The organism is Streptomyces cavernae (assembly GCF_004023625.1).
GTDB classification, from domain to species: Bacteria; Actinomycetota; Actinomycetes; order Streptomycetales; family Streptomycetaceae; genus Streptomyces; species Streptomyces cavernae.
Genome location: NZ_RPDJ01000007.1, coordinates 149,537 through 174,208, shown reverse-complemented (window position 1 = coordinate 174,208; position 24,672 = coordinate 149,537). Strand labels below are relative to the sequence as shown.

Sequence of the window (24,672 nt, the reverse complement as noted above, 5' to 3'; positions counted from 1 at the left end):
CCCGCACGGACGACCCGCACGGGGGCGACGGCGCCGCTGGAACGCCGTCCCTCAGGCCAGGCCTGCCTCCCTCATCTGCCGCAGTTCCTTCTTCATCTCCGACACCTCGTCGCGCAGCCGGGCGGCGATCTCGAACTGGAGGTCGGCGGCGGCGGCACGCATGCGTTCCGTCATTTCCTCGATCTGCTCGGCGAGATCGGCGGCCGGGCGGTCCGTGGGCACCGTCTCCTTGGCTTTGGCCTTGCCCTTCGCGGACTTGGCGCCCTTCGCCGCATGGGCGCCGAGCGAGGGCACCGGCGCCTTGGCGGCTTTGCCGTCCTTCGTTCTGCGGTAGCCGGTGCCGAGCAGCTGCTCCGTGTCGACGTCCTCACGGGCGATCTGCGCCACGATGTCGTTGATCTTCTTGCGGAGCGGCTGAGGGTCGATGCCCTTCGCCTTGTTGTACGCGATCTGCTTCTCCCGGCGGCGGTTGGTCTCCTCGATGGCCTTTTCCATCGCCGGGGTGATCTTGTCGGCGTACATATGGACCTGGCCGGAGACGTTGCGCGCCGCGCGACCGATGGTCTGGATCAGTGAGGTGCCGGAGCGCAGGAAACCCTCCTTGTCGGCGTCGAGGATCGCCACCAGCGACACCTCCGGCAGGTCGAGGCCCTCACGGAGGAGGTTGATGCCGACCAGGACGTCGAACTCGCCGGAGCGCAGCTCGCGCAGCAGCTCGACGCGGCGCAGGGTGTCGACGTCGCTGTGCAGGTAGCGCACCTGGATGCCCAGTTCCAGGAAGTAGTCCGTGAGGTCCTCGGCCATCTTCTTGGTGAGCGTGGTGACCAGGACGCGCTCGTCCTTCTCGGTGCGGCGCCGGATCTCGTGCACCAGGTCGTCGATCTGGCCCTCGGTGGGCTTGACCACGACCTCGGGGTCGACCAGGCCCGTGGGTCGGATGATCTGCTCCACCTGCCCGTCCGAGCGCGAGAGCTCGTACGTCCCGGGGGTCGCCGACAGATAGACGGTCTGACCGATACGCCCCTGGAACTCCTCCCATTTCAGCGGGCGGTTGTCCAGCGCGGAGGGCAGCCGGAAGCCGTGGTCCACGAGGGTGCGTTTGCGGGAGGCGTCACCCTCGTACATGGCGCCGATCTGAGGGACGGTGACATGCGACTCGTCGATGACGAGGAGGAAGTCCTCCGGGAAGTAGTCGAGCAGCGTGTTCGGCGGAGAACCGGGCGAGCGGCCGTCGAAGTGCATCGAGTAGTTCTCCACACCCGAGCAGGAGCCGATCTGGCGGAGCATCTCGATGTCGTACGTGGTGCGCATGCGCAGCCGCTGCGCTTCCAGGAGCTTGCCCTGCTTCTCCAGCTCGGCGAGGCGCTCCCCCAGCTCCTTCTCGATGTCGTTGACGGCCCGCTCCATGCGCTCGGGGCCGGCGACGTAGTGGGAGGCCGGGAACACGTACAGCTGCTGGTCGTCGCTGATGACCTCGCCGGTGAGCGGGTGCAGCGTGGAGAGGGCCTCGATCTCGTCACCGAACATCTCGATGCGGACGGCCAGCTCCTCGTAGACCGGGAAGATCTCGATGGTGTCCCCGCGTACCCGGAAGGTGCCCCGGGTGAACGCCATGTCGTTGCGCGTGTACTGGATGTCGACGAAGCGGCGCAGCAGTTCGTCCCGGTCGTGCTCGTCGCCGACCTTGAGCGTGACCATGCGGTCCACGTACTCCTGCGGTGTGCCGAGACCGTAGATGCAGGAGACGGAGGCGACCACGATGACGTCTCGTCGGGTGAGCAGCGAGTTGGTCGCGGAGTGGCGCAGCCGCTCGACCTCCTCGTTGATCGAGGAGTCCTTCTCGATGTAGGTGTCCGACTGCGGTACGTACGCCTCGGGCTGGTAGTAGTCGTAGTACGAGACGAAGTATTCGACCGCGTTGTTCGGCAGCAGCTCCCGGAACTCGTTGGCCAGTTGGGCCGCCAGGGTCTTGTTCGGGGCCATCACCAGCGTGGGGCGCTGGAGCTTCTCGATCATCCAGGCGGTGGTGGCCGACTTTCCGGTACCGGTCGCACCCAGCAGGACGACGTCCTTCTCACCTGCGCGGATGCGCTGCTCGAGCTCGGCGATGGCCGTCGGCTGGTCACCGCTGGGCCGATAGGGGCTGACGACCTCGAAAGGCGCCATGGTGCGTTCGATGTGGGATACGGGCCGCATGTCATCCACGGTACGACCCGGCACTGACAACGGGGCCGGCTACCAGTTCTGGGGCGTCCGCGAGCGGTGGGCGCGGGACGGCTGGCCCGTGCGGTGCGGAGGCCTCAGACCCGGGTCGGGGACCGTGTGCGCGGCGACTCCGGGACGCTTCTCCGCGCGCCGCCTGTGGTCGCTCCCGCCCGTGACCATCATCGGGTCGACCATCACCACGAAGCCGGCGAGGATCAGGAACGCCAGGGGGCCGATCATCAAGGGCGCGAGCAGGGTGGCGGGTGAGTCGCCGGTCGGGGTGTCGACGGTGCTGTGGAGATGGACGCTCAGGGCGGCCATCCCCGTGTAATGCATACCGCTGACGGCGAGACCCATGACGAGGCTGGCGCCGACGCTCCACAGGAAGCCGCGCACCTGGCCCGCGGCCCACAGGGCCGTGGTCGCCGCGACGACGGCGATCACCACCGAGGCGGAGACCGTGAAGGTGTTGTACTCGAGCTTTCCGTTGAGCCGCATGCCGGCCATGCCCAGGTAGTGCATCGAGGCGATGCCCAGCCCCGTGATGGCTCCCGCGGTGAAGAGGGCCGTTCCGGTCGCGCCGCGGTGGCCGACGATGAAGATCCCGATGCCGACCATCAGGATCGCAACCGCGAGAGACGCGAAGGTCATCATCTTGTCGTAGTGCACGGGGGTTTCCCTGACGGAGAATCCCATCATCGCGATGAAGTGCATGGTCCAGATGCCGGAGCCGATCGCCGCGGCGCCCAGCGCGAGCCAGCCCGACCGTCTCGAACGGCGGGCCAGCTGCGACCTGGTGGTGCAGCGCAGACCGAGCGCTCCACCGAGGCAGGCCATGAGATACGCCACCACCGGGGTGACGAGTCCATAGCTGAAGCCGTCGACCGTGCCCTGCATACGCGGCTACCCTCCCGCCCTGTTGCGTCCCGGAATTTTCTGGTTTGCCCCCAGCCCCCATGGGCCGCGTGAGCAGCGAGGGTTGAGGCAGAGAGTATGTCCCCGGATGGATTGCTCGAACGACTTTCCGGCAAAGAATCACGTCCTTGACCCACCTGTGCGGTGTTGGTGAGTGTCCTTGGACAACTCCGTTCATTTTGTGGGCACACGCTGCCATGACTCGTGACCCTCTGCTGTCACCCTGAGACCGTCTGTGACCGCACGACGTCAGGAGCACGCATGTACGCGCGCGCGGCAGCTGCCACCACCACCGCGCTTCTCGCCATCGCCGCGAGCGGCTGTCCGACCGCACCCGCGCGGGCCGCCGAGATCGCCAGACCTCTGGTCATCGCCCACCGCGGCGCCTCCGCCTACGCCCCCGAGAACACTCTCGCCGCCGTCGACAAGGCCGCCGGCCTCGGCTTCGACTGGGTCGAGAACGACGTCCAGCGCACCAAGGACGGCACGCTCGTGGTGATCCACGACGAGACCCTGAAGCGCACGACCGATGTGGAGGAGCTGTATCCCGATCGCGCCCCCTGGAGAGTCCGGGACTTCACCGCGGCGGAGATCGCCCGGCTGGACGCGGGGAGCTGGTTCGGCGCCGCGTACGCGGGCGAACACGTACCGACGCTGGAGCAGTACATGCGCCGTGTCTCGCACCACGGTCAGAAACTGGTTCTGGAGATCAAGAACCCGCGACTCTACCCGGGCATCGAACACCAGACCCTCAAGCTGCTCGACAGGGCGGGGTGGCTGGCGCCGGACCATGTGCGCGACCGGCTGGTCGTGCAGAGCTTCAGCGCGGCCAGTGTGCGGGCGGTGCACGTGCTGCGGCCCGAGGTGAAGACGGGCTTCCTCGGGACACCCTCGGCCGCGGAGCTGCCCGCGTACAGCGAGTTCGCCGATCAGATCAACGCCTCGCACCGTTCGATCACCGGTGACTACGTGAGCACCCTCCACTCCTTCCAGGGGCCGCACGGCGCACCGTTGGAGATCTTCACGTGGACCGTCAACGACGCGCCGGGAGCCCGGCGCGTGGCCGGCTTCCGCGTGGACGGGATCATCACCAACTTCCCCGACGTCGTCGAGGCCGCGCTGGACGGCTGATCCTAGGCACCGGGCACGGACCGGGCCGAAACGCTCCGCGCCAAGGGCGTTGTCAGTGGTGCGCCGTACGGTGGGCCCATGGACAGCCACGCGCAGTACGAACAGCAGGTCGTGTGGACCGTCGTCGACAGCGGCATCGGTCCGCTGCTGCTGGCCGCGACGGACGAGGGCCTGGTGAACGTCGTCTTCCACGCCACGGACGCGGTCCGCGACAAGGCACTGGACCGGCTCGCCTCCCGGCTCGGCGGCGAGCCGGTCGAGGCACCGCGCTCGCCGCTGCTGGCGGACGCGATACGCCAGGTGGCGGAGTACTTCGCGGGCGAGCGCCGCGACTTCGAGCTGCCGCTGGACTGGACCCTGATCACCGGCTTCAACCGCCAGGTGCTGCGCGAGCTGGCGTCCGGGGTCCCGTACGGATCCGTCGTGGGTTACGGCGATCTGGCCGGCCGGGTCGGACAGCCCGGTGCGGCACAGGCCGTGGGGACGGCCATGGGTTCCAACCCGCTGCCCGTGGTCGTGCCGTGCCACCGGGTGGTGGAGAGCGACGGGGGCATCGGCGGGTTCGGCGGGGGGCTGGAGACCAAGCGGAGGCTGCTCGCTCTGGAGGGGGTGCTGCCGGAGCCGCTGTTCTGAAGCCGTCTGCTGCTGGAAAAAGCCCTGTCCCGCTGTCGGTGGCGGCTGCGACACTGCGCCGGTGACCACGTCCTCGTACACCCGTTTCCTCGTCCACCCACGCCAGCCGCGCAGCCGGACGCGTCGCCCGTCCCGTCCGTGCCGGGATGCCCGGTGACCGCGGTCGAGCGGCCGGCCGCCGGGGCCGTCGACGCGGCCTCGCTACCCGCCCTGCGGCGCCGGACGTCCGCCGTGCTGATCGCCAGTCAGATCCTCGGCGGGCTGGGGGTCGCCACCGGGATCGCGCTCGCCGTCGTACTGGCCGAGGAGGTCAGCGGTACGGAGTCGCTGGCGGGGCTCGCGCCCACGGCGACCGTCGCCGGAACGGCGGTCCTCTCCGTTCCGCTGGCGGCACTGATGACCGCGCGCGGGCGGCGCCCCGGGCTGGTCCTGGCGTATCTCATCGGTGCGCTGGGAGCGGCTGTCGTGGTGGTCGCGTCCGCAGTGGGGAGCTTTCCGCTGCTGCTGCTCGGGATGGCGGGGTTCGGAGCGGCCTCGTCGGCGAATCTGCAGGCGCGGTTCGCGGCGGCGGACCTGGCGGAGCCGCAGCGGCGGGCGCGGGCCATCTCCAACGTCGTGTGGGCCACCACCCTCGGCGCGGTGCTGGGGCCCAACATCGCGGCGCCGGCGGGACGCAGCGTCTCCGGGCTCGGGATTCCGGAAACGGCGGGTCCCTTTCTGTGGGCGGCGGGCGTCTTCCTGCTGTCGGCACTGCTCGTGGCCGTACTGCTGCGACCGGATCCGCTGCTGACCGCGCGGGCGCTCGCACCCGCCGAGGAGCGGACCGCCGAGGCACGTTCCATACGGGCGGGCCTGAGAGCCGTCGCGGCCTCGCCGCGCGCCCGGCTTGCGCTGCTGACCGTGGCCGTCGCGCACACCGCGATGGTCTCCGTCATGTCGATGACACCCGTCGAACTGGGCCACCACGGGGCGAGCATCGATCTGATCGGGCTGGTCATCAGCGGGCACATCGCGGGCATGTACGCCTTCTCACCGATCATGGGGCGGCTGGCCGACCGGCTCGGCCGTCTTTCCGGGATCGGACTCGCGGTGGGGTTGCTGGCGTGTGCCGCCGCGCTCGCGGGGACCGCCGGCGGCCGTCCGGGCCAGACCGCGGCCGGGCTCTTCGTGCTGGGGCTCGGCTGGTCGTCCGCGCTGGTCTCCGGCTCGGCGCTGCTCACGGACTCCGTTCCGCAGGCCGCGCGGGCGGCCGCGCAGGGCCTGTCGGATCTGACCATGAACACGGCTGCGGGCGCCGGCGGGGCGGCGGCCGGGCTCGTGATGGCGGGTGCGGGGTATGGCTGGCTGAACGCGGTGGCGGTGTGCCTGCTGGTGCCTCTCGGGGCGCTCGCGTTGTTCACACGCGAAGCACGGGGGCGGGATACGGCGGACGCGGGCGGGAAGTGACCGCGGCGGGGGGCTCGGGCGTGCGCATGCGCCGGCGTTCGCCGCCGAGAGCGCTCCGCCCGGGCAGCCACGGCGCGGACTGGCGGCGGCCCGACGGGGAAGGGGACCCGTAGAGGCCTCGGATGGGGGCGCGTGGGAGACCCGTCGCGCGGATGGGTGTGCCGGGCCGGCGCCGGAGGCAGAGGGAGTCGGACGACATGGAGATCTCCGGCGTTTTCAGTGCCGTTCTCATCGGCATCGTGATCGGCGTCCTGGGGCGGCTGGCGCTCCCGGGACGTCAGCGGATCGGGATCCTGGCGACGATCGGCGTCGGGATCGTGGCGGCCCTGCTCGGCTCGGCGCTCGCGGCGGGTTTCGGGGTGGCCGACACCAGGGGCATGGACTGGATCGAGTGGCTCATGCAGATCGGACTGGCCGCGCTGGGAGTCGCGCTGGTGGATCGAAGGACCCCATCGCGCCGCCGCTGACCTGGGATTTCGCGACTCGTTGAGGATCGGGTGCGGCAGCAGTAGCCGGACGGCGACGTCGGTAGCAGAGTGGAAAGTGCGAACAGCCACTGGCATCCGCCATCAACGGAGCCGAAGGGCGGCGAATATGCATGACCGGAAACAGGGCAGTCGCGTACATGGGGCCGGGCACGGTTGAAGTACAGACCACCGACTATCCGACGCTGGAACTCCAGGACGGGCCGGGGGTCGCCAAGGAGAACATCGGCCGGAAGGTCCCGCACGGCGTGATCCTCAAGTCACTGGCCACCAACATCTGCGGCAGCGACCAGCACATGGTCCGCGGCCGCACCACCGCACCCGAGGGCCTGGTACTCGGGCACGAGATCACCGGAGAGGTGGTGGAGCGCGGACCGGATGTGGAGTTCATCCATGAGGGTGACATCGTGTCCGTGCCGTTCAACATCGCCTGCGGCCGGTGCCGCAACTGCAAGGAGCGCAAGACTGGAATCTGTGAGAACGTCAACCCCTCCCGCCCCGGAGCCGCTTACGGCTACGTCGACATGGGCGGCTGGGTCGGAGGCCAGGCCGAGTACGTCATGGTCCCGTACGCGGACTTCAACCTGTTGAAGTTCCCCGACTCGGCGCAGGCGCGCGAGAAGCTCCTCGACCTGACCATGCTCTCCGACATCTTCCCGACCGGTTTCCACGGTGTGTACAGCTCGGGAGCCGAGGTCGGGTCGAAGGTGTACATCGCCGGGGCGGGACCCGTCGGTCTCGCTGCCGCGGCGTCGGCGCATCTGATCGGCGCGGCCGTGGTCATCGTCGGAGACCTCAACAAGGAGCGGCTGGAACAGGCCCGTAGCTTCGGCTGCGAGACCGTGGACCTCAGCCAGGGCGACCTCGGCGACCAGATCGCCGAGATCCTGCACGAGCCGGAGGTGGACTGCGCCGTCGACGCGGTCGGCTTCGAGGCCCGGGCGCACAAGCCCGACGCCGAGGAGGCACCCGCGACCGTCCTCAACGCGCTCATGACCGTCACGCGCGCGGGCGGCGCCCTCGGCATTCCCGGACTGTACGTCACCGAGGACCCCGGTGGGGTCGACGACGACGCGAAGACCGGGACGCTGAAGGTCCGGCTCGGCCTGGGCTGGGCGAAGAGCCATCGCTTCACCACGGGCCAGTGCCCCGTGATGCGCTACCACCGTCAGCTGATGGAGGCGATCCTGCACGAGAAGGTGCACATCGCCAAGGCCGTCAACGCCACTCCGATCCCCCTCGACGACGCACCGCGCGGTTACGCCGAGTTCGACCAGGGCGCGAGCCGCAAGTACGTGCTCGATCCGCACGAGACGCTGAGGGAGCTGCAGCCCGTCTGACAGACCCCTGGAGCATCGGGCTGCGCGCGCGTGGGTGAGTCATCGCCCACGCGCGCGTGGCTGTCCTCACCCTCCGGCGGGGTTTGACCGGGCCCGTCTCCCGCCAGGGATGAGAGGAGACCGACAGACGGGAGGCACACGCGTGCTGGTGGTGTCCGAAGAGGTCCGGGAGGCGCTCGCCGCCCGCCGGCCGGTGGTGGCCCTGGAGTCCACGATCATCGCCCATGGGCTGCCGCGCCCGCGCAACCTCCAGGTGGCGCTCGAGCTGGAGGCCGTCGTACGCGCGGAGGGTGCCGTACCGGCGACGATCGCCGTGCTCGACGGACGGCCTCATGTGGGGCTCGACAAGGAGCAGTTGGAGCGCGTCGCCAACGAGGACGGCATCCGCAAGCTGGGTCACCGTGATCTGCCGCCGGCGGTGGCGGCGGGCGCGAGCGGCGCGACGACGGTGTCCGCGACCGCGCTGCTGGCCGCTCGCGCGGGCGTACGGGTGTTCGCGACGGGCGGGCTCGGCGGAGTGCACCGGGAGTGGACGGTGACCCAGGACGAGTCCGCCGACCTCGGGCTGCTGGCGCGCACCCGGATCACCGTGGTGTGCGCGGGGGTCAAGTCGATCCTGGACGTGCCGGCGACACTGCAGCGTCTGGAAACCCTGGGTGTGACGGTGGCCGGATACGCGACGGATCGTTTCCCCGGCTTCTACCTCTCCGACTCCGGCTTCCCCGTGGAGTGGACGCTGGACTCGCCGGACGCGGTGGCGGAGGTCATGCGCGCGCAGGACGGGCTCGGCGGTCCCGAGTCGGCGCTGATCGTCGCCAATCCGGTCCCGGAAGCCGAACAGCTCGATCCGGCACTCCACGCGCGCGTGCTCGCCGACGCGCTGCGGGCGTGCGAGGAGGAGGGCGTCACCGGGCAGGCGGTGACCCCGTTCCTGCTCGACTACCTGGTGCGGCACACCGACGGTGCGTCACTGAGCGCCAACCTCGCGGCCGTGCGCGGCAACGTGCGGCTGGCGGCACGTATCGCGGCGGCCTGGGCCGGGGCGTGAACGACGGCGACGGCGACGGTCCCGGGGTGAGCGGGTCGGCCCGACGGCCGACGGCGACGGGTGGGGCGGGTGCGCTGCTGGTGGTCGGCGATGTCGTCACGGACGTGGTGGCCCGGCACCGGGGGCCGCTCGCGGCGGGGACCGACACGGCGGCAGTCATCCGGACCGTGCCGGGTGGCGCGGGCGCCAATGTGGCGTGCTGGGCGGCACGTTGGGGGTGGCCGGACGTACGGCTGCTCGGCCGGGTCGGTGCCGAGGGGGTGGCGTGGCACGAACGGGAGCTGGTCGCATCCGGTGTGCGGCCCCGGCTGGTCGTGGACCCGGAGGCACCGACGGGCACGGTGATCTGTCTGGTGGACGCCGAGGCCTCGGCCGAGCGGACGTTCCTCACGGACAGCGGCGCCAGTCTGCGGGCCGGCCCGGAGGACTGGTCGCCGAGCCTGCTGGACGGGGTCGCGTGGCTGCACCTGTCCGGCTATCTCTTCTTCTCCGAGCCGAGCCGGGCGCTGGTCGCGGTGGCCCTGGAGTCGGCACGCGCGCGAGGGGTGCCGGTGAGCGTGGACCCGGCCTCGGCGGGGTTCCTCGCCCGGCTGGGGGTCGAGCGGTTCCTGGCGCTGGCCGAGGGTGTGGACGTACTGCTGCCGAGCCGTGACGAGGCGGCCCTGCTCACCGGACTGCCCGATCCGCAGGACGCGGCGGTCAAGTTGAGCCGCCAGGTGCCGCTGGTGGTGTGCAAGCGGGGCCGGGACGGAGCGCTGGTGGCCCGGTCAGGTACTGTCCGGGCCCATGTTCCCGCGGTACCGGCGACGCCTCGGGACACCACGGGCGCGGGCGACGCCTTCACGGGGGCGTTCCTGACCGCACTGCTGACGGGCGCGGAGCCGGAGGCGGCCGCCGCGGCGGGGTGCCGGGCGGGAGCGCTGGCGGTGGAACAGGTGGGCGGCAGGCCCACCCGTGGTGGCGAGGGATAGGTCCGGGTCAGAGCTGGACCAGCGCCGCAGGGGGGCGGATCCCGGCCCGCCACGAAAGCCGGGCCGGCGCCGCAACGGAGCCGGACATGGCCGGCACAAGAGCCGGGCCGGCGCAGCAAGGAGGCCAAATCACCGTCGACACGAGAGCCGGACCAGCCCCCGAGAGCCGGATCACGGTCGGCAAGAGAACGGTCGGCACGAGAGCCGGGTCACGGTCGGCACGAGAGCCGGGTCGGCGCCGAAGCTGGGTCGGCGTTGTCTACCGCTTGCGCCCCCACGCCGAGATCATCGGTGCCGTGGCCAGGTCCATGGCCCCCGACGCCACGTTGGTCAGATGACGGTCGACCTCCTCCTGCGTGGCCAGGCGAGCCGCGATCAGGCGGTCGCGGACCTGACGGACGGTCGCAGCCTCCAGGGTGGCGCCGGCCGGGGACGCGATGGGGAAGTGGGCGTCGGCCTCCACCCGGTGCAGGCCCGCCTCGCGGAGCAGCCTGGGCAGACGGCGGCCGTAGGAGAGGTTCGCGCCGCGTTCGGCGAGCAACGTGCGCAGGCCCTGCCGGATCCGGTTGGCCAGTTGCTCGGCGGGGCCGTGCTCGTCCGGGCAGACCAACGGCTGCAGGGCGGGGTCGGCGTCCTCGACGAGCAGCCGCCCGCCCGGCCGCAGCGCCTTGACCATCGAGTGCAACGCCCGCTCCCGCTCCGGCACATGGAGCAGGACGAGCCGTGCGTGCACCAGGTCGAAGCCCTCCCCCGGCGGCTGGTCCACGCCCACGTCGTGCCGACGGACCTCGACCGGCTGACGTGCGGCCGGCTCCACCCACGAGGTGTCGATGTCGGTCGCCAGTACGCGTCCGGTGGGGCCGACCTTCTTCGCCAGCCAGGTCACGACGGAGGTGCCCCCCGCGCCCACCTCCCAGCAGCGCCAGCCAGGGCCGACGCCCAGTCCCTCCAGGTGCCGGAACGTGGTGGGGTCGAAGACGGCGGCCAGGGCGTCGAAGCGCGGTCCCGCCTCGGCCTGCCGGTTGTCGAGGAGATAGCCGTCGGTTCGCATCATGCGGAGATCATCCCATTCGCCCCGCTTACCCGGGATGGTTGACGCGCACCGCCTCCATCCACACAACGGAACACAGCGGAACGGAATGATCCGTTCCCACAACTTTTCCTGGCCGCCGACGCCTGCTGGCACACTGGCGCGACAAGGCGCAACGAGCGGCGCGAGGAGATCCAGCAAGGAGATCCAGATGTCCATGGCAGGGAATCTGCGGAAGGTCACGGGCCTAGACAGGGTCGGCGGCCTCCGCAAGATGGCACGACTGGCGCGGCGCCGCGCCAAGGTCGACCTCAGCCATCCCGCCCGGTCCCCGCTGGGTTCCTCCGTGGTGAACTGCGTGACCTACCAGAACGGAGCGCGGGTCACCGCGGGCGATGATCTGCTGGAAGCGGTGGAGCACGTCCGCAAGGCGCGCGACGGCTTCGTCTGGCTGGGGCTGCACGAGCCGACGGAGCGGGAGTTCGTGGGGATCGCGGATCTCTTCGATCTGCATCCGCTGGCGGTGGAGGACGCGGTGCACGCGCACCAGCGCCCGAAGCTGGAGCGGTACGGGGAGACGCTGTTCGCGGTCTTCAAGACCGTCTGCTACGTCGAGCACAAGGAACTGACGGCGACCAGCGAGGTGGTCGACACCGGCGAGATCATGGTGTTCGTCGGCGAGGACTTCGTGATCACGGTCCGGCACGGTCGGCACGGCTCACTGGGCCCGCTGCGCGAGGAGCTGGAAGCGGACCCCAAGCAACTCGGCAAGGGCCCGGCCGCCGTGCTGCACGCGATCGCGGACCACGTGGTGGACAGCTATGTGGAGGTGACGGACTCGGTCCAGCAGGACATCGACCAGGTCGAGACGGACGTCTTCGCCGAGAACGGCGCACGGGCCGATCCGGGCCGCATCTACCAGCTCAAGCGTGAACTCCTGGAGTTCAAGCGGGCCGTGGCCCCGCTGGCCCGCCCGATCCAGGAACTGGCCGGCCGACCGCTCAAGGTGGTCGACCCCGAGATACAAGCCTACTTCCGGGACGTCGCCGACCATTTGCTGCGGGTCACCGAACAGATAGCGGCCTTTGACGAGTTGCTGAACTCGATCCTGCAAGCGCACCTGGCGCAGGTCACCGTCGCGCAGAACGAGGACATGCGGAAGATCACGGCGTGGGCCGCCATGATCGCCGTGCCGACGATGGTGTGCGGGTTGTACGGCATGAACTTCGAGTACATGCCGGAGCTGCGCTGGAGGTTCGGCTATCCGATGGTCATCGGTGTCATATCGGTGATCTGCCTGACGCTGTACCGGAGCTTCAGGCGCAACGGCTGGCTGTGACGCCCGGGGCCGGGCGGCAGACACGCCGCCGCCCGGCGTGACGGGACCTACCGTGGGAGACGGGTCAGCGTCCTTTGCCCTTGGCGTAGACGCTCTCCGCGAAGGACGCGATCTGGTCCTCACCGAGGTTCCGGGCCAGGTCGGCCTCGCTGATCATGCCGACCAGGCGCTTGTTCTCGATCACCGGCAGCCGACGGATCTGGTGCTGCTGCATCTCCCGGAGTACCTCGCTCACGTCGGCGTTCGCGTCGACCCAGCGCGGGGTGCCGTGAGCCAGCTCGCCCGCGGTGACGCGGGAGGGGTCCTTGCCCCGGGCCACGGCCTCGATCACGATGTCGCGGTCGGTGACTATGCCGCAGAGCCGTTCGTTCTCGTCGCTGATCGGAAGGGCCCCTACCCCCATGTCGCGCATCATCTGGGCGGCGCGGTCCAGGGTCTCGTCGGCGCTGATCCACTGGGCGCCGCGGTGCATGATGTCTCCGGCGGTCGTCATGTGCTACCTCCCATTGCCCGGAGGGCCGGCGCGGCGCGGGACGCACCGCTAGTCCCGGCGTCCTCATTCTCGCCGGGCGCAGGAGGGTGCGCACCCGGAGTCCGGAGGGTGCGCACCCGGAGTCCGGGGGACGCGTACCCGGAGTTCGGGGGGTGCGTGCTCGGAGTTCGGGGGGTGCGTGCTCGGAGTTCGGCGGGTGCGTGCTCGGAGTCCGGAGGGTGCGCACCCGGAGTCCGGGGGACGCGTACCCGGAGTTCGGGGGTGCGTGCTCGGAGTCGGGACGGCACGGGTCGGGGTGCGGCACCGGCCGGGGCGTGGCACCCGCCGGGGCGGAAGGGAGCCCCGGTCCCGCGGCGGCGGTGTCCGCGTACCAGCACCGTCAGCCGCTCCAGGCGGGATGCCGCGGGTCGTCGGCGCGTACCAGGACATCGGCCGTGGCGGCGGGGTCCGTCTCGGCCTCGTAGCGCTCGAAGGCGGGCAGCGTCCAGTGCTCGCTGTCGGGGGTGCGGCGCCGCAGGGCTCCCGGGGTCAGCAGCACATGGACGGTCAGGTCGAAGGGGAACCAGTGCCGCAGCAGCAGCGGTCCGTGCAGCAACAGCAGGCCGCCCGGCGGGAGTTGGACGTACGGGCTGCGGGTGGCGCGGTCGGCGGACGGGTCCCAGAGGTCGGGGAGGACGCGTCCGGTGCCGCCCGGCTCGAGTGGGCCGAAGACCTCGCGCCACAGAGCGCCGGTGTCGAGCCACCCGTCGTAGTAGGCGTCCGGGTCCCGGCGGCCGTGCTCGAAGCGGAGCGAGGCGGGCCGCAGGAAGCCCTCCGCCGCGGTGACGAGGGCATGGCGACCGCGCACGCGCAGCGCCTCGGCGACGCGCTCGGCGAGGTCCCCGGGACGGGCGGCCGGGGCGCCGTCGAAGGCGACCCGGGTCCAGGGACCGCCCTCGTCGGGCCGGGGGCCGAGCAGCCGGTCGGCGATACGGTCGGCCAGGCGTTCCCAGGTGATCGGTTCGAGTCGCACACGGCCCATGATGCCGGGTGGCCCCAGCCCGGGACGGGGCCGGGCAGCGTGCCGGACGTGCGCGGAGGGGGAATGAACCGCACATGACCACCACGGCCACTCCCCCGGCGCGCGCCGGGCTTCTCGTCTTCCAGGCCGTGAAGCGCCGGCACTGCGCCGAGTGCCGGACCGGGCCGCTCGCCCTGCTGGTCCTGGAGGAGGGCGTGCCGCGCTGTCTGGACTGTGCGGACCTCGGGCACCTGGTCTTCCTGCCGCGCGGCGACACCGCGCTCACCCGCCGCTCACGGGAGGAGAGCGGACTGTCGGCGGTGGTCGTACGGTTCAACCGGCGCAAGAGCCGTTATGAGCGGCAGGGAGTCCTGGTGGAGGAGGCCGCCCTCGCCCGGGCCGAGGAGCGGTGCCTGGCGGACGCGGAGGCCCGCAGACGGCGGCGGGCGCGGGACGCGCGACGGCGGGCGGCGCAGGACATGCTCTTCACGCAGGCGTTCGGGGACACGATTCTGCGCCTTTTCCCCGGCTGCCCGCAGGAACGGGCGCGGGCGATCGCCGCGCACGCCTCATTACGGGGCAGCGGACGGGTGGGCCGTAGTGCGGCGGGGCGTGCCCTCAGTGAGTTCGCGGTGACCTCGGCGGTGATCGCCGCGGTACGGCACGCGGACACGCCGTACGACCAGCTGCTGATGAGCGGGGTGCCGCGGCCGGAGGCGCGCCGGCGGACGGCGTCCACCGTCGAGGCGGTGCTTCGGGGGTGGCGCCCGACGCGGGAGTGAACCCCACGCGGTACGGCACACGCCCCTCGCGTGGACGCTCGAACATGGAGCCGCGTCCCTCGACCATGGTCACCCTCCCCGCACGGGGTTTCACTGGAAGCGGCACGGCAGGCCGGGCCGACCGAGGCGGGAGCTGACATGATCGATGGACCGTACTTCGTCCTCACGATGCTGGGCGTGCTCGGCACCGGGCTGGTGGCCGGGGTCTTCTGCGCGTTCTCGACGTTCGTGATGAGGGGACTCGCCTCACTGCCGCCCGCGCGGGGTGTCGCCACGATGAACGCGATCAACGTGGCGGCGCTGAAGCCACCGTTCATGATCGTGTTCGTCGGCTCGGCGGTGCTGTGCTCCGTCCTGGCCGTGATCACCTTCGTGGTGTTGCCGGCGGAGGGGTCGGTGGAACTGCTGCTCGGGAGCGCGCTGTACCTCTTCGGCACCTTCGGGCTCACCATCCTGGCGAACGTGCCGCGCAACGAGGCACTGCTGAAGCTGGACCCCGGCACCGCGGAGGCCGCCGCCTACTGGCCCGCATACGTGCGCGAGTGGACGATGTGGAACCACGTCCGGGGGGTCGCGTCGGCCGCCGCGATGGTCTCGTACGTCCTCGCCCTGACCTGAGCCCGGTTGCCGAGGTCGCCAGGCGTGCTGCCGAGGTCGGAGGCATCGTGTCGGCGTCGGAGGCGTCGTATTGTGGCGGGAAACGTCCGAAGACGTACGCAAGGGGGACGGCCATGGCCGATCCCAAGGGTTTTCTGACCACATCACGTGAGGAATGGCCGCGCCGCCCGGTCGAGGAGCGCGTCCGGGACTGGAACGAGGTCTACGTTCCGGGGGCGCTGCTGCCGATCATCAACAAACAGGCCGACCGTTGCATGGACTGCGGCATACCGTTCTGCCATGACGCCTGTCCGCTGGGCAATCTGATCCCGGACTGGAACGACCTGGTCTCCCGCGACGACTGGCGGGCGGCGAGCGAGCGCCTGCACGCCACGAACAACTTCCCCGAGTTCACCGGGCGGTTGTGTCCGGCACCGTGCGAGGCGGGCTGTGTGCTGGCGATCAACCAGCCGGCGGTGACCATCAAGAACGTCGAGGTGGCAATCGCGGACCGGGCGTGGGAACTGGGCTTCGCACCGCCCCGGCCGCCGGACCGGCTGTCCGGGAGGACCGTCGCCGTGGTGGGGTCCGGGCCGACCGGGCTCGCCGCGGCTCAGCAACTGACCCGGGCCGGGCACACCGTCGCCGTGTACGAGCGGGCGGACCGGATCGGCGGACTGCTGCGGTACGGGATACCGGCCTTCAAGATGGAGAAGCGGCACCTGGACCGCCGACTGGAGCAGATGCGGGCGGAGGGGACGAAGTTCCGTACCTCCACGGAGGTCGGGCGGGACATCGGGGCGGCGGAGCTGCGGGCGCGGTACGACGCGGTGATCCTCGCGGTGGGGGCCACGGCGTGGCGGGAACTACCGGTGCCAGGACGCGAGTTGGCCGGCATACACCAGGCGATGGAGTATCTGCCGCTGGCCGACCGGGTATGCGAGGGGGACCTGGAGAGGTCTCCGCTGTCCGCGGAGGGGAAGCACGTCGTGATCGTCGGGGGCGGCGACACGGGAGCGGACTGTCTGGGCACGGCGGTACGTGAACGGGCCGCTTCCGTAACCCAGTTGGACATCTATCCACTGCCGGCGGCGGAACGCGACGAGGACGTCGAGCCCTGGCCGACCTATCCCAAGATCTACCGGCTGTCCGCGGCGCACGAGGAAGCCCGCGATCTCGGTACCGCGCCCGCCGCGGACGCCGACGCGCGGTTGTTCGCGGCGTCGACGCTCCGCTTCCTCGGGGAGGAGCGGGTGCGGGGCCTGAACCTCATGGAGGTCGACGCACAGCGGCGCCCGGTCCCGGGCACCGGGCGTACGCTGCCCGCCGACCTGGTCCTGCTTGCGCTCGGTTTCTCCGGCCCCTCGCACGACGACGGCCTCATCGACCAGCTCGGGCTGGCGCTGGACACCCGTGGGACGATCGCCCGTGACGGGGAGTTCGCCACCAATGTGCCCGGGATTTTCGCGGCCGGGGACGCGGCCCGGGGACAGTCCCTCATCGTGTGGGCGATCGCCGAGGGGCGGGCGGTGGCCGCCGCGGTGGACCGGCACCTCATGGGCTCGTCCCGCCTGCCCGCCCCGATCCGCCCCCATGACCAACCCCTCAGAGCCTGAGGCCCACGGGACGGCCGGCAGGGCGGCCGGAGGGCGGCTCGCGGGTCCCCGCCCCGCGAAGGCGACTCACCGACCGACCGGAGGGACCGATCCGCGGGCACCGGCTCAGCGCCGACGCCAGTGCCCCGGCGGTTGCCGGGCCACTAGCCCGTCGAGGCGGGCGGTCCCGTCGGAGCGGCCGGAGTCGCCGTGTTCGTCGGTGTGTTCATCTGCGTCTCCACCTGCGTGTTCACCTGCGTCTTCGTTGGTGCGTCCGTCGTCGTTCTCGTCGTCATGACGATGAATCCACGGACCGTAAAGACCCCGGGTAAGGTGCGATTCCATGGAGGAATCGTGGGTCAATCCGGCTGAGATCCTCGGTGTCGATCTGCATCTCGAGGTGAGCGGGGGCGGTGGCCGCCGGGCGGCCCTCATCCACGCGCTGCGCGAGGCCGTGCGCTCGGGCCGGCTCACCCCGGGCACCCGGCTCCCGCCGTACCGCTCGCTCGCGGGCGACCTCGGGGTCGCGCGCAACACGGTCGCCGACGCGTACGCAGAACTCGTCGCGGAGGGCTGGCTGACCGCCCGTCAGGGCTCGGGAACCCGCGTGGCCGAGCGCGCCGGACCACCCGGCACCCCCACGCGCGTGCCGAAGAAGGCACCTCCGCGCCCGCGGGCCCCACGGCACGATCTTCGGCAGGGCACCCCGGACGCAGCGTCGTTCCCGCGGACGGCCTGGCTGGCGTCGTACCGGCGGGCGGTGGGCGCCGCGGCCAACGAGGCGTTCGGGCCCGGCGATCCGGCCGGGCGGATCGAGCTGCGCACGGCACTGGCCGAGTATCTGGCACGTGCGCGGGGAGTTCGGACCCATCCCGCGCGCATCGTGATCTGCTCCGGCTTCGCGCACGCGCTCCGGCTGCTGTTCCCGGCCGTCGTGCGAGGGCCGCTGGCCGTGGAGTCGTACGGGCTGGCCTTCCACCGGCAGGTGCTGGCCGCCGCCGCTGTACGCACCGTTCCGCTGCCGTTGGACGAGGACGGGGCGCGGGTCGGGCAGCTGGGGAAGGAGCGCGCCGTGCTCCTCACGCCCGCACACCAGTTCCCTACCGGCGGGCCGCTGCACGCCACCCGGCGGACGGCGGTCGTCGACTGGGCACGCGCGCGGGGGGCCGTGGTCCTCGAGGACGACTACGACGGGGAGTTCCGCTACGACCGCAAGCCCGTGGGGGCGGTTCAGGGGCTGGGCCCGGAGTGGGTCGTGCACATCGGCTCGGTGAGCAAGAGTCTGTCGCCGGCGCTGCGGCTCGGCTGGATGGTGCTTCCCGAGCACTGCGTCGAGGACGTGCTCGCGGCTAAGGGCGAACGGGAGGCGTGGGCGAGCGTCCTGGACCAGTTGGCGCTCGCGGACTTCATCGTCTCCGGGTCTTACGACCGTCATGTGCGGCGCATGCGCCAGCGGTACCGGCGCCGCCGTGACCGTCTCGTCGAGGCGCTCGCCGCGCGGGCTCCGCACATCGAGGTGACCGGGATCGCGGCCGGACTGCACGCGGTTCTGCGACTGCCGGACGGGACCGAGTCGTCGGTGGTCAAGGCGGCGGCGTGGCAGGGGATCGCACTGGACGGGCTCGCCGCGTTCCGGCATCCGGAGGCGACCGTGCCGGCGCGGGACGGTCTGGTCGTGGGCTACGCGACACCGGCCGAACACGCCTATGGTGCCGCGCTGGAGGCCTTGTGCGGGGTGCTGCCACCGGGGTGAGCGCGGGTGCCGCCGGTACGAACAGGACCCGGGCGAGGCGCGCAACGTGAGCCGGAGGCGGACGAGGCATGCGGTCCGAACCGGACCCCGGGCCAAGCACGCGTGATCCGTATGCGAACGGGAGGCAGGCGAGGCACGCGGCGCGAGCCGGGTCCGGGCCACGCACGCGGCGCGAACCGAAGACGGGCAAGGCACGCGGCGCGAACCAGCCCCGGGCCACGCACGCGGCGCGAACCGAAGACGGGCGAGGCACGCGGCGCGAGCCGGGTCCGGGCCCGCCATGTTCGTGGTGGGCCAGCGCGTCGGCGCTGAGCCTTTCGGGTGCCTGGTGTGGTCTCGATCCCGCAGGTCACCACCCTGCGCACGGCACGAAGTTACGATGCCGGGGCGTCTGCTCCCCACCCCCGAACCCCCCGGGCCGTCCATGGATGTCATCTCCGCGACCTCCGGGCCCGGCGTGCCCGCCCGGCGGCTGTTGCGCGTGGCGCGGCGCGTCCTCATCGGCCTCGTACTCGCCTATCTCGCACTCTGGGCGACCGGTGCGCTGGGCATCCTCGCGCTGTCGCACTGGGCACGCCAGGAGACCCCGCCGCCCGAGGGGGCCCGTACGGTCCGGGGCATCCAGCACTTCCAGCCGGTCGACGGAAAGCTGTGGCGCGGGTCCGCACCCTCGCGGCGCGGATACGTGGAGCTGACATGGCGGAGGTTCACGACCGTTGTTGATCTGCGTGCGGAGCGGGTGAGCGCGAGTCGGCGGGCCGAACCGCGCCGTGCCGGGCTCGAGGTCGTACGGCTGCCGATCCGGGACGGGCAGACACCCACTCCCGCCCAGGTGCGGCGGCTGCTCGACGTGGTGCGTACCGCCCCCGGGCGGGTCTTCGTGCACTGCGGGCCCGGAGTCGGCCGTGCAGGGTCGATGGCGGCGGCCTATCTCGTCCGCACCGGACAGCAGTCACCGGCGGCGGCCGTCCGGCTCGATCTCGCGGTGGGGCCGCCGTCGATCGAGCAGCTCTACTACGGGCTGACCCTGACCCGGACCCGCGCGAGCCGTCCTCCGGTCGCGGTGAGCGTGGTGAGCCGGCTGGTGGACGCTCCGCGCCGGCTCTGGTCATGGCTATAGCTCGGATATTGGAGTACGAGTACGGGCCCGGCCCCCTGTTGGCCGGGCCCGTGTCCCTGGGGTGCGCGGCGCGTCGCCGCGTGCTGGACCAGGCCTTACGGCGTGCCGCAGGCGAGGACCAACGTTGTCATGACAGCAGGAAATCCGCCTCTCCGGCCTTGGCGCCCTCGATGAACGCCGTCATCTCGTCCGGGGTGTAGATCAGCGCGGGACCGTCCGGATCGGTGGACTGACGCACGGCGATGCGTCCGTCGGCGAGCTTCATGGCCTCCAGGCAGTTGCCGCCGTTCCCACCGCTCCACGGCTTGTGCCAGCCCTCGGTTCCCAGGTCTCGGGCGGGCATGCCGTTGTAGACGTGAATCCGCTGCTTGATGCGATTCATTCACAGCTCCTTGCGGAGATCCCGAAGGATCTCCTTCGTGCGATGTGCTGTGGCGGCCTGCGCCGCCATGCGGTCCATGACCTCGAGGTAGCTGGTCACCTCGATGCGCGCGTCCAGATAGACGGCGCCGGTCAGGTACTCGCTGTAGACCATGTCCGGAAGTTCCGGCATGGCGAATCGGAAGAGCACGACTGGGCCGTACGTACCCGGGTGCGGTCCCGCCGAGAAGGGGGCGATCTGCAGGGTCACGTTGGGCAGTTCCGTGACCTCGAGAAGTTTGTCGATCTGAGCGCCCATCACCTCGCGGCAGCCGACCGTGCGGCGAATCGCGGTCTCGTCCATCACCGCCCAGATCCGCGGGGCGTCCTCCCGGGTGAGCAGCGACTGCCGCTGCATTCGGAGGGCGACATGGCGTTCGATGTCCTCGGGCCGGGTGGCACCGATGGCACCGGACTGCAGGACGCCGCGCGCGTAGGCCTCGGTCTGCAGCAGCCCGGGCACGAAGTGCGGTTCGTACGAGCGGATGAGGCTCGCCGCGCCCTCCAGGCTGACGTACATCGAGAACCAGCCCGGCAGGATGTCGTGGTAACGCTGCCACCAGCCGGGCTTGTTCGCCTCTTCGGCGAGTGCGACGAACACCTCGGCCTCTTCGTCACCGACGCCGTAGGCCTTCAGCAGCAGTTGGAGGTACGGAATCTTGAGCGCGACCTCGGCCGTTTCCATGCGGCGGACCGTGGCGGGGGCGACGCGGAGGACCTGCGCGGCCTCCTCCCTCTTGAGCCCCGCGCGTTCACGCAGGTCGAGGAGGCGCCGGCCGAGGACGACCTGGCCGACCGTCGGCGCAGACCGCGGTTCGCTCACGTCCCACCTCTCCTAGTCCTGAACAGCCGGGAAAGCGCCGCTGGGGCAAATCCGGAGAAACCTCAACTGGCGCCATACGCTGTGCTGTTGCGAGCAGTGTGCCATGGCCCTTCCACACGGCACACTGCACTCTGCATTTTTCAGAGTGACCCTTGCCAAGTGTTCACGGCGGGGAGATAGTGGCAAGCGTGATTCCGTCCGCGTCCTTAGGAACAGACGCCGCCGAAGACCGGATACGTCTGCGCGCCTCCGGGGACCCGCACCCCGACACCAGGGACACACGTCCCGCTGACGGGGAGCCAGGTCCCGTCGACGGGGACCCACGTCCCGCTGAAAGGGACCCACGTCCCGTTGACGGGGATTCAGGTCCCGTCGACGGGCACCCGCGCCCCGAAGCCGGGAACCGGCTGCCCGAAGCCGGGAACCCGCAACCCGAGGTCGCCGTCGAACGCCGGTTCCGCTTCGAGCTGGCCGCCCACCCCGGCTCCGCGGCCAAGGCCCGGCGCCTGACCCGGGACCGGCTGACCGGCTGGTCGATCGCCGACGACACCTGTGACACGGCTGCCTTGGTCATCTCCGAGCTGGTCACCAACGCCATCGTGCACACCGCGAGCCGGCAGATCGTGTGCGAACTTCTCGATGACCATGAACTGGTCCGGATCGCGGTACGTGATGAAGGGTGTGCGCCGGGTGAGCCGCATCCGTCGCCGAAGCGGCCGGAGGAGGAACACGGCAGGGGACTGCTCCTGGTCGCGGCGATGTGCAGCGCCTGGGGCGCCCAGGAGACCGGGCCCGGACTGCTGGTCTGGGCGGAACTACCGCGGGCGGCGGACGCCGTCGACACGGAGCGGAGCCACGGAACAGGGCCTGAGTGGGTGTGAGATCGGGGGCCGAATGAGTGTGAGGACCACCTCACCGGTGGTGAGTCTGGACACGCTGGTCCGGATGAAGCGCCGACGGCGGGTGTCCGCCGCACCGGAACCGGTGCGGCTGTCGATGCCCGACGGCATGACCGCGCCGCTCGGGTGCGACGCGGTGGTGGTTCCCGCGGTCGTCGGCAGACTGCTGCTGGCGCGCCTGCCGAGGGTGGGGTGCGTCTACGAGGACGGAACGCACTGGTGGTGGATCGTGCCGTCGGACTCCGACGTCGCGCTGGAATGGCCGGCGCCCGCGGAGTACGCGACCGGGGCGGTGTACACCGGTGGGACGGTCGCGCCCGGCGGGCAGCCCGCCCCCGCCCTCATCCACCAGCCTGACGGAACGATTCCCTACACTCCGCCCATACCGCTGTATCTGGCGCTGTGCCGGGTCACGGGCACGACCCCGTCCTGGTCGCGCCCGATCAGCGCCTGATCGCCGCCATAGCGGCCGTTTGCGTGATCCTCGGCGGGGCCCTTGAACGGGGCCCCGAACGCTCTCCTGCGCTCACCGCGCCTGTGGCTGCCGCTACTCACCGCTGCCCGGGCGGGAGGCCGTCAGCTTGCCAGGGCATGAGGCCGTCGACCGGGAGACCATGAGAGCCCGCCGGGAATCCGTCGGCCACACCTGTCGGCCGCCAGGCCCGCCGGCCAGGAAACTCGTCGGCCAGTAGACCCGTCGGCCGGGGGGCCGGCTGACCGCACAGCGTGTTCACTCGGTGGCGTCGCCCGCCCGTACGATCACCAGGAAAGCGTCCGTAGCGATGTCCATGACGACCTCCGCGGGCTGCCCCTCCATGCGGCGCGCCGCGGCGAACTCCTCCGCGGGCCACGATCCACGCGGCCCACCGGCGGGGAAGCGCTCCAGCACCGTTCGCCCGTTCACCTGACACCTCCATGTAGCGCTGCTCTCGAAGAGTTAAACGCCAACCATGAGGGAAGCGGCTCCTGAAGTAACAGCAATGAGACTTTACTGACACGCGGTCAACACGACTGTGTGAAACATGTCTCAATTCCTACTTTCGCGTGTGATCGGCGTCTCACTCGCGCGCCCTGCCGGTGAGTAGGCTCCCACCTCCCTGCGCGCTCCTGCCGCTGCCCCCCGGCGGCGTGGGGTACTGGTGTACGCCTACCACGCATCGGCGGGTTCATGCAGGTCCAGTACGTGCGCGGGTCAGCCCTCGTAGTCCTGGATCCGCTGCCCATGGCTCCGGTCGAGCAGGGCCGGCATGCGCTCTTCCAGTTCCCGTACGACGGACGGCAGGTCGAGAGTCAGCAGTTCGCGGTCCCGCATCAGGACACGGCCGTCCACGATGGTGGTGCGGACGTCGGCGGAGCGGGCGCTGTGCACCAGGGTGGCGGCGAGATCGTGCACCGGCTGCGTGTGCGGGCCGCTGAGGTCGACCAGGACGATGTCCGCCCGGTGCCCGGGCGCTAGGCTGCCGATCCGCTCCCCCAGCCCTACGGCCCGCGCGCTCTGCAGCGTCGCGTGGTGCAGCGCCTGCCGGGCGGTCAGCCACCGGGGGTCGCCCTCGGCCTCCTTCTGCACGAGGGCGGTCAGGGCCATGGATTCCCACACGTCGAGTGAGTTGTTGGACGCCGCTCCGTCGGTGGCCAGGCCGACCGGGATGCCGACGTCCCGCAGGGCACGCACCGGGGTCGGGCTCCAGGCGAACTTGAGGTACCCGCGGGGCGCGGTGGCGACGGCGACCCGGCCGGTCGCACGCCGCAGAACCGGCAGATCGCGCTCGATGATGCCGGTGCCGTGCGCGATGAGGAGGTCGGTGTCGAGGAGTCCGGCGCGCTCCAGCGCCTCGATGGGCGTCCGGCCGAGCCTGGCGACGCTGTTGTCGGTCTGCTCGCGGCTCTCGGCGGCGTGGATGTGCACGGGCAGCCCGTGCGCGCGGGCGAGTTCGGCGGTCGCGGCGAGATCGGTGTCGTCCACGGTGTACGGGGCGTGCGGGGCGAGCGCGGTGGTGATGCGGCCGTCGGCGGAGTCCCGGTGCCGCAGCGCGAACTCCAGCGACTTCTCCCGCCCTCGGGGACCCTGCGAGGAGAAGTAGGCCTCACCGAGGTGGGCGCGCAGTCCGCAGTCCGCCACGACCGCGGCGACCGTGTCCATCGAGAAGTAGTGGTCGGCGAAACACGTGACGCCTCCGCGGATCATCTCGGCGCAGGCGAGCCGGGCACCCAGTTCCACATCCCTGGGGGTGAGGTTGGACTCGATGGGCCAGATGAGGTCGTTGAACCACTCCTCCACCGGCACGTCCTCGGCGATCCCGCGCAGGGCGACCATCGGCGAGTGGGTGTGGCAGTTCACGAGTCCGGGCATGGCGAGCCCACCCTGGGCGTCGATGTGCTCGACGGCCTCCCTCCCGTCGTCGGCACGGCCGGCGCGGACCGCCTCGATGACTCCGTTCCGTACGACGACGGTGGCGTCCTCGAGGAAACGGACCTCCTCCTGGTCGCCGTGCACCAGGGCGGTACAGCGGGTGATGACGAGGTCGGCGGGGGACTCGGTCACATCGACGGGAGACTCGGTCACCACGCCACCGTACGACGGTGGCCTGATCCCGCGGTAGCAGGACCGGCCATTCCGCACAGCCCCCTGTCCGCGCCGCGCGGGACC

At 71.1% G+C, this 24,672-nt stretch carries 23 protein-coding genes and 1 pseudogene; 15 read left to right on the top strand and 9 right to left on the bottom strand.

Going from position 1 to position 24,672, the window contains the following annotated elements:
• Positions 1–51 precede the first annotated feature (51 nt).
• Together uvrB and EF387_RS19235 are read right to left on the bottom strand one after the other, a co-directional pair.
• Positions 52–2,196: an excinuclease ABC subunit UvrB gene (gene uvrB, locus EF387_RS19240; protein WP_128377807.1), complete on the bottom strand. Its 2,145-nt coding sequence runs from the start codon at positions 2,194–2,196 to the stop codon at positions 52–54.
• Positions 2,197–2,235: 39 nt separating this feature from the next.
• On the bottom strand, positions 2,236–3,102 hold the full coding sequence (locus tag EF387_RS19235; RefSeq protein ID WP_128377806.1) for an MHYT domain-containing protein: 867 nt from the start codon (positions 3,100–3,102) through the stop codon (positions 2,236–2,238).
• A gap of 279 nt (positions 3,103–3,381) precedes the next feature.
• Between EF387_RS19235 and EF387_RS19230 the strand changes: the two genes are divergently transcribed.
• The 7 genes from EF387_RS19230 (at position 3,382) to EF387_RS19200 (ending at position 10,174) form a co-directional block, all read left to right on the top strand.
• On the top strand, positions 3,382–4,251 hold the full coding sequence (locus EF387_RS19230) for a glycerophosphodiester phosphodiesterase (RefSeq protein ID WP_128377805.1): 870 nt from the start codon (positions 3,382–3,384) through the stop codon (positions 4,249–4,251).
• Positions 4,252–4,329: 78 nt separating this feature from the next.
• Positions 4,330–4,884 (top strand): methylated-DNA--[protein]-cysteine S-methyltransferase, encoded by a 555-nt coding sequence (locus EF387_RS19225; protein WP_128377804.1) that lies wholly within the window; start codon positions 4,330–4,332, stop codon positions 4,882–4,884.
• A gap of 153 nt (positions 4,885–5,037) precedes the next feature.
• A complete protein-coding gene (locus EF387_RS19220; RefSeq protein ID WP_128377803.1) occupies positions 5,038–6,330 on the top strand; it encodes an MFS transporter in 1,293 nt (430 codons plus the stop codon).
• Positions 6,331–6,527: 197 nt separating this feature from the next.
• Entirely contained in the window at positions 6,528–6,797 is a 270-nt protein-coding gene (locus tag EF387_RS19215) for a GlsB/YeaQ/YmgE family stress response membrane protein (protein ID WP_128377802.1), read from the top strand.
• A 131-nt stretch (positions 6,798–6,928) separates the two neighbouring features.
• Complete coding sequence (gene fdhA, locus EF387_RS19210; RefSeq protein WP_128377801.1) at positions 6,929–8,155, top strand: formaldehyde dehydrogenase, glutathione-independent; 1,227 nt, start codon at positions 6,929–6,931, stop codon at positions 8,153–8,155.
• Positions 8,156–8,264: 109 nt separating this feature from the next.
• Positions 8,265–9,203 (top strand): pseudouridine-5'-phosphate glycosidase, encoded by a 939-nt coding sequence (locus EF387_RS19205; protein ID WP_128377800.1) that lies wholly within the window; start codon positions 8,265–8,267, stop codon positions 9,201–9,203.
• Between the two features lie 26 nt (positions 9,204–9,229).
• Positions 9,230–10,174 (top strand): carbohydrate kinase family protein, encoded by a 945-nt coding sequence (locus EF387_RS19200; RefSeq protein ID WP_128377987.1) that lies wholly within the window; start codon positions 9,230–9,232, stop codon positions 10,172–10,174.
• Between the two features lie 259 nt (positions 10,175–10,433).
• On the opposite strand, the gene EF387_RS19195 is transcribed toward EF387_RS19200, so the two are convergent.
• Positions 10,434–11,228 (bottom strand): methyltransferase, encoded by a 795-nt coding sequence (locus EF387_RS19195; RefSeq protein WP_128377799.1) that lies wholly within the window; start codon positions 11,226–11,228, stop codon positions 10,434–10,436.
• A 187-nt stretch (positions 11,229–11,415) separates the two neighbouring features.
• Between EF387_RS19195 and EF387_RS19190 the strand changes: the two genes are divergently transcribed.
• Entirely contained in the window at positions 11,416–12,543 is a 1,128-nt protein-coding gene (locus tag EF387_RS19190; protein ID WP_128377798.1) for a magnesium and cobalt transport protein CorA, read from the top strand.
• A 64-nt stretch (positions 12,544–12,607) separates the two neighbouring features.
• Here the strand turns inward: EF387_RS19190 and EF387_RS19185 are convergent, their stop codons facing one another.
• Together EF387_RS19185 and EF387_RS19180 are read right to left on the bottom strand one after the other, a co-directional pair.
• Positions 12,608–13,036, bottom strand: coding sequence for a CBS domain-containing protein (locus tag EF387_RS19185; RefSeq protein ID WP_128377797.1), 429 nt, complete (start codon positions 13,034–13,036; stop codon positions 12,608–12,610).
• A gap of 379 nt (positions 13,037–13,415) precedes the next feature.
• Positions 13,416–14,057, bottom strand: a complete 642-nt coding sequence (locus EF387_RS19180) for a nucleoside/nucleotide kinase family protein (protein ID WP_128377796.1) — start codon at positions 14,055–14,057, stop codon at positions 13,416–13,418.
• A gap of 74 nt (positions 14,058–14,131) precedes the next feature.
• On the opposite strand from EF387_RS19180, the gene EF387_RS19175 reads away from it, so the two are divergent.
• The 5 genes from EF387_RS19175 to EF387_RS19155 all read left to right on the top strand — a co-directional run bounded on the left by EF387_RS19175 (position 14,132) and on the right by EF387_RS19155 (position 19,883).
• Complete coding sequence (locus EF387_RS19175) at positions 14,132–14,818, top strand: DUF2293 domain-containing protein (protein WP_128377795.1); 687 nt, start codon at positions 14,132–14,134, stop codon at positions 14,816–14,818.
• A 138-nt stretch (positions 14,819–14,956) separates the two neighbouring features.
• Positions 14,957–15,436: an anthrone oxygenase family protein gene (locus EF387_RS19170; protein WP_128377794.1), complete on the top strand. Its 480-nt coding sequence runs from the start codon at positions 14,957–14,959 to the stop codon at positions 15,434–15,436.
• Between the two features lie 113 nt (positions 15,437–15,549).
• Positions 15,550–17,031 carry a glutamate synthase subunit beta gene (locus EF387_RS19165; RefSeq protein ID WP_128377793.1) on the top strand — a complete coding sequence of 494 codons (1,482 nt, stop codon included), beginning with the start codon at positions 15,550–15,552 and terminating at the stop codon, positions 17,029–17,031.
• Between the two features lie 322 nt (positions 17,032–17,353).
• Positions 17,354–18,763 carry a MocR-like pyridoxine biosynthesis transcription factor PdxR gene (gene pdxR / locus EF387_RS19160; RefSeq protein ID WP_128377792.1) on the top strand — a complete coding sequence of 470 codons (1,410 nt, stop codon included), beginning with the start codon at positions 17,354–17,356 and terminating at the stop codon, positions 18,761–18,763.
• Positions 18,764–19,142: 379 nt separating this feature from the next.
• Positions 19,143–19,883, top strand: a complete 741-nt coding sequence (locus tag EF387_RS19155) for a protein-tyrosine phosphatase family protein (protein WP_238431591.1) — start codon at positions 19,143–19,145, stop codon at positions 19,881–19,883.
• Positions 19,884–20,010: 127 nt separating this feature from the next.
• Here the strand turns inward: EF387_RS19155 and EF387_RS19150 are convergent, their stop codons facing one another.
• Positions 20,011–20,265 (bottom strand): DUF397 domain-containing protein, encoded by a 255-nt coding sequence (locus EF387_RS19150; RefSeq protein ID WP_128377791.1) that lies wholly within the window; start codon positions 20,263–20,265, stop codon positions 20,011–20,013.
• Positions 20,266–21,126, bottom strand: coding sequence for a helix-turn-helix domain-containing protein (locus EF387_RS19145; protein WP_128377790.1), 861 nt, complete (start codon positions 21,124–21,126; stop codon positions 20,266–20,268).
• A gap of 407 nt (positions 21,127–21,533) precedes the next feature.
• On the opposite strand from EF387_RS19145, the pseudogene EF387_RS50040 reads away from it, so the two are divergent.
• Positions 21,534–21,959: pseudogene (locus EF387_RS50040) on the top strand (ATP-binding protein); the annotation flags it as partial.
• Positions 21,960–22,020: 61 nt separating this feature from the next.
• A complete protein-coding gene (locus tag EF387_RS19130; protein WP_128377789.1) occupies positions 22,021–22,479 on the top strand; it encodes a hypothetical protein in 459 nt (152 codons plus the stop codon).
• Positions 22,480–22,755: 276 nt separating this feature from the next.
• Here the strand turns inward: EF387_RS19130 and EF387_RS47495 are convergent, their stop codons facing one another.
• Together EF387_RS47495 and EF387_RS19120 are read right to left on the bottom strand one after the other, a co-directional pair.
• The gene (locus tag EF387_RS47495; protein WP_128377788.1) at positions 22,756–22,929 is read right to left on the bottom strand and encodes a hypothetical protein; all 174 of its coding nucleotides are present in this window, start codon (positions 22,927–22,929) and stop codon (positions 22,756–22,758) included.
• A gap of 288 nt (positions 22,930–23,217) precedes the next feature.
• A complete protein-coding gene (locus tag EF387_RS19120; protein ID WP_128377984.1) occupies positions 23,218–24,567 on the bottom strand; it encodes an amidohydrolase in 1,350 nt (449 codons plus the stop codon).
• Positions 24,568–24,672 lie beyond the last annotated feature (105 nt).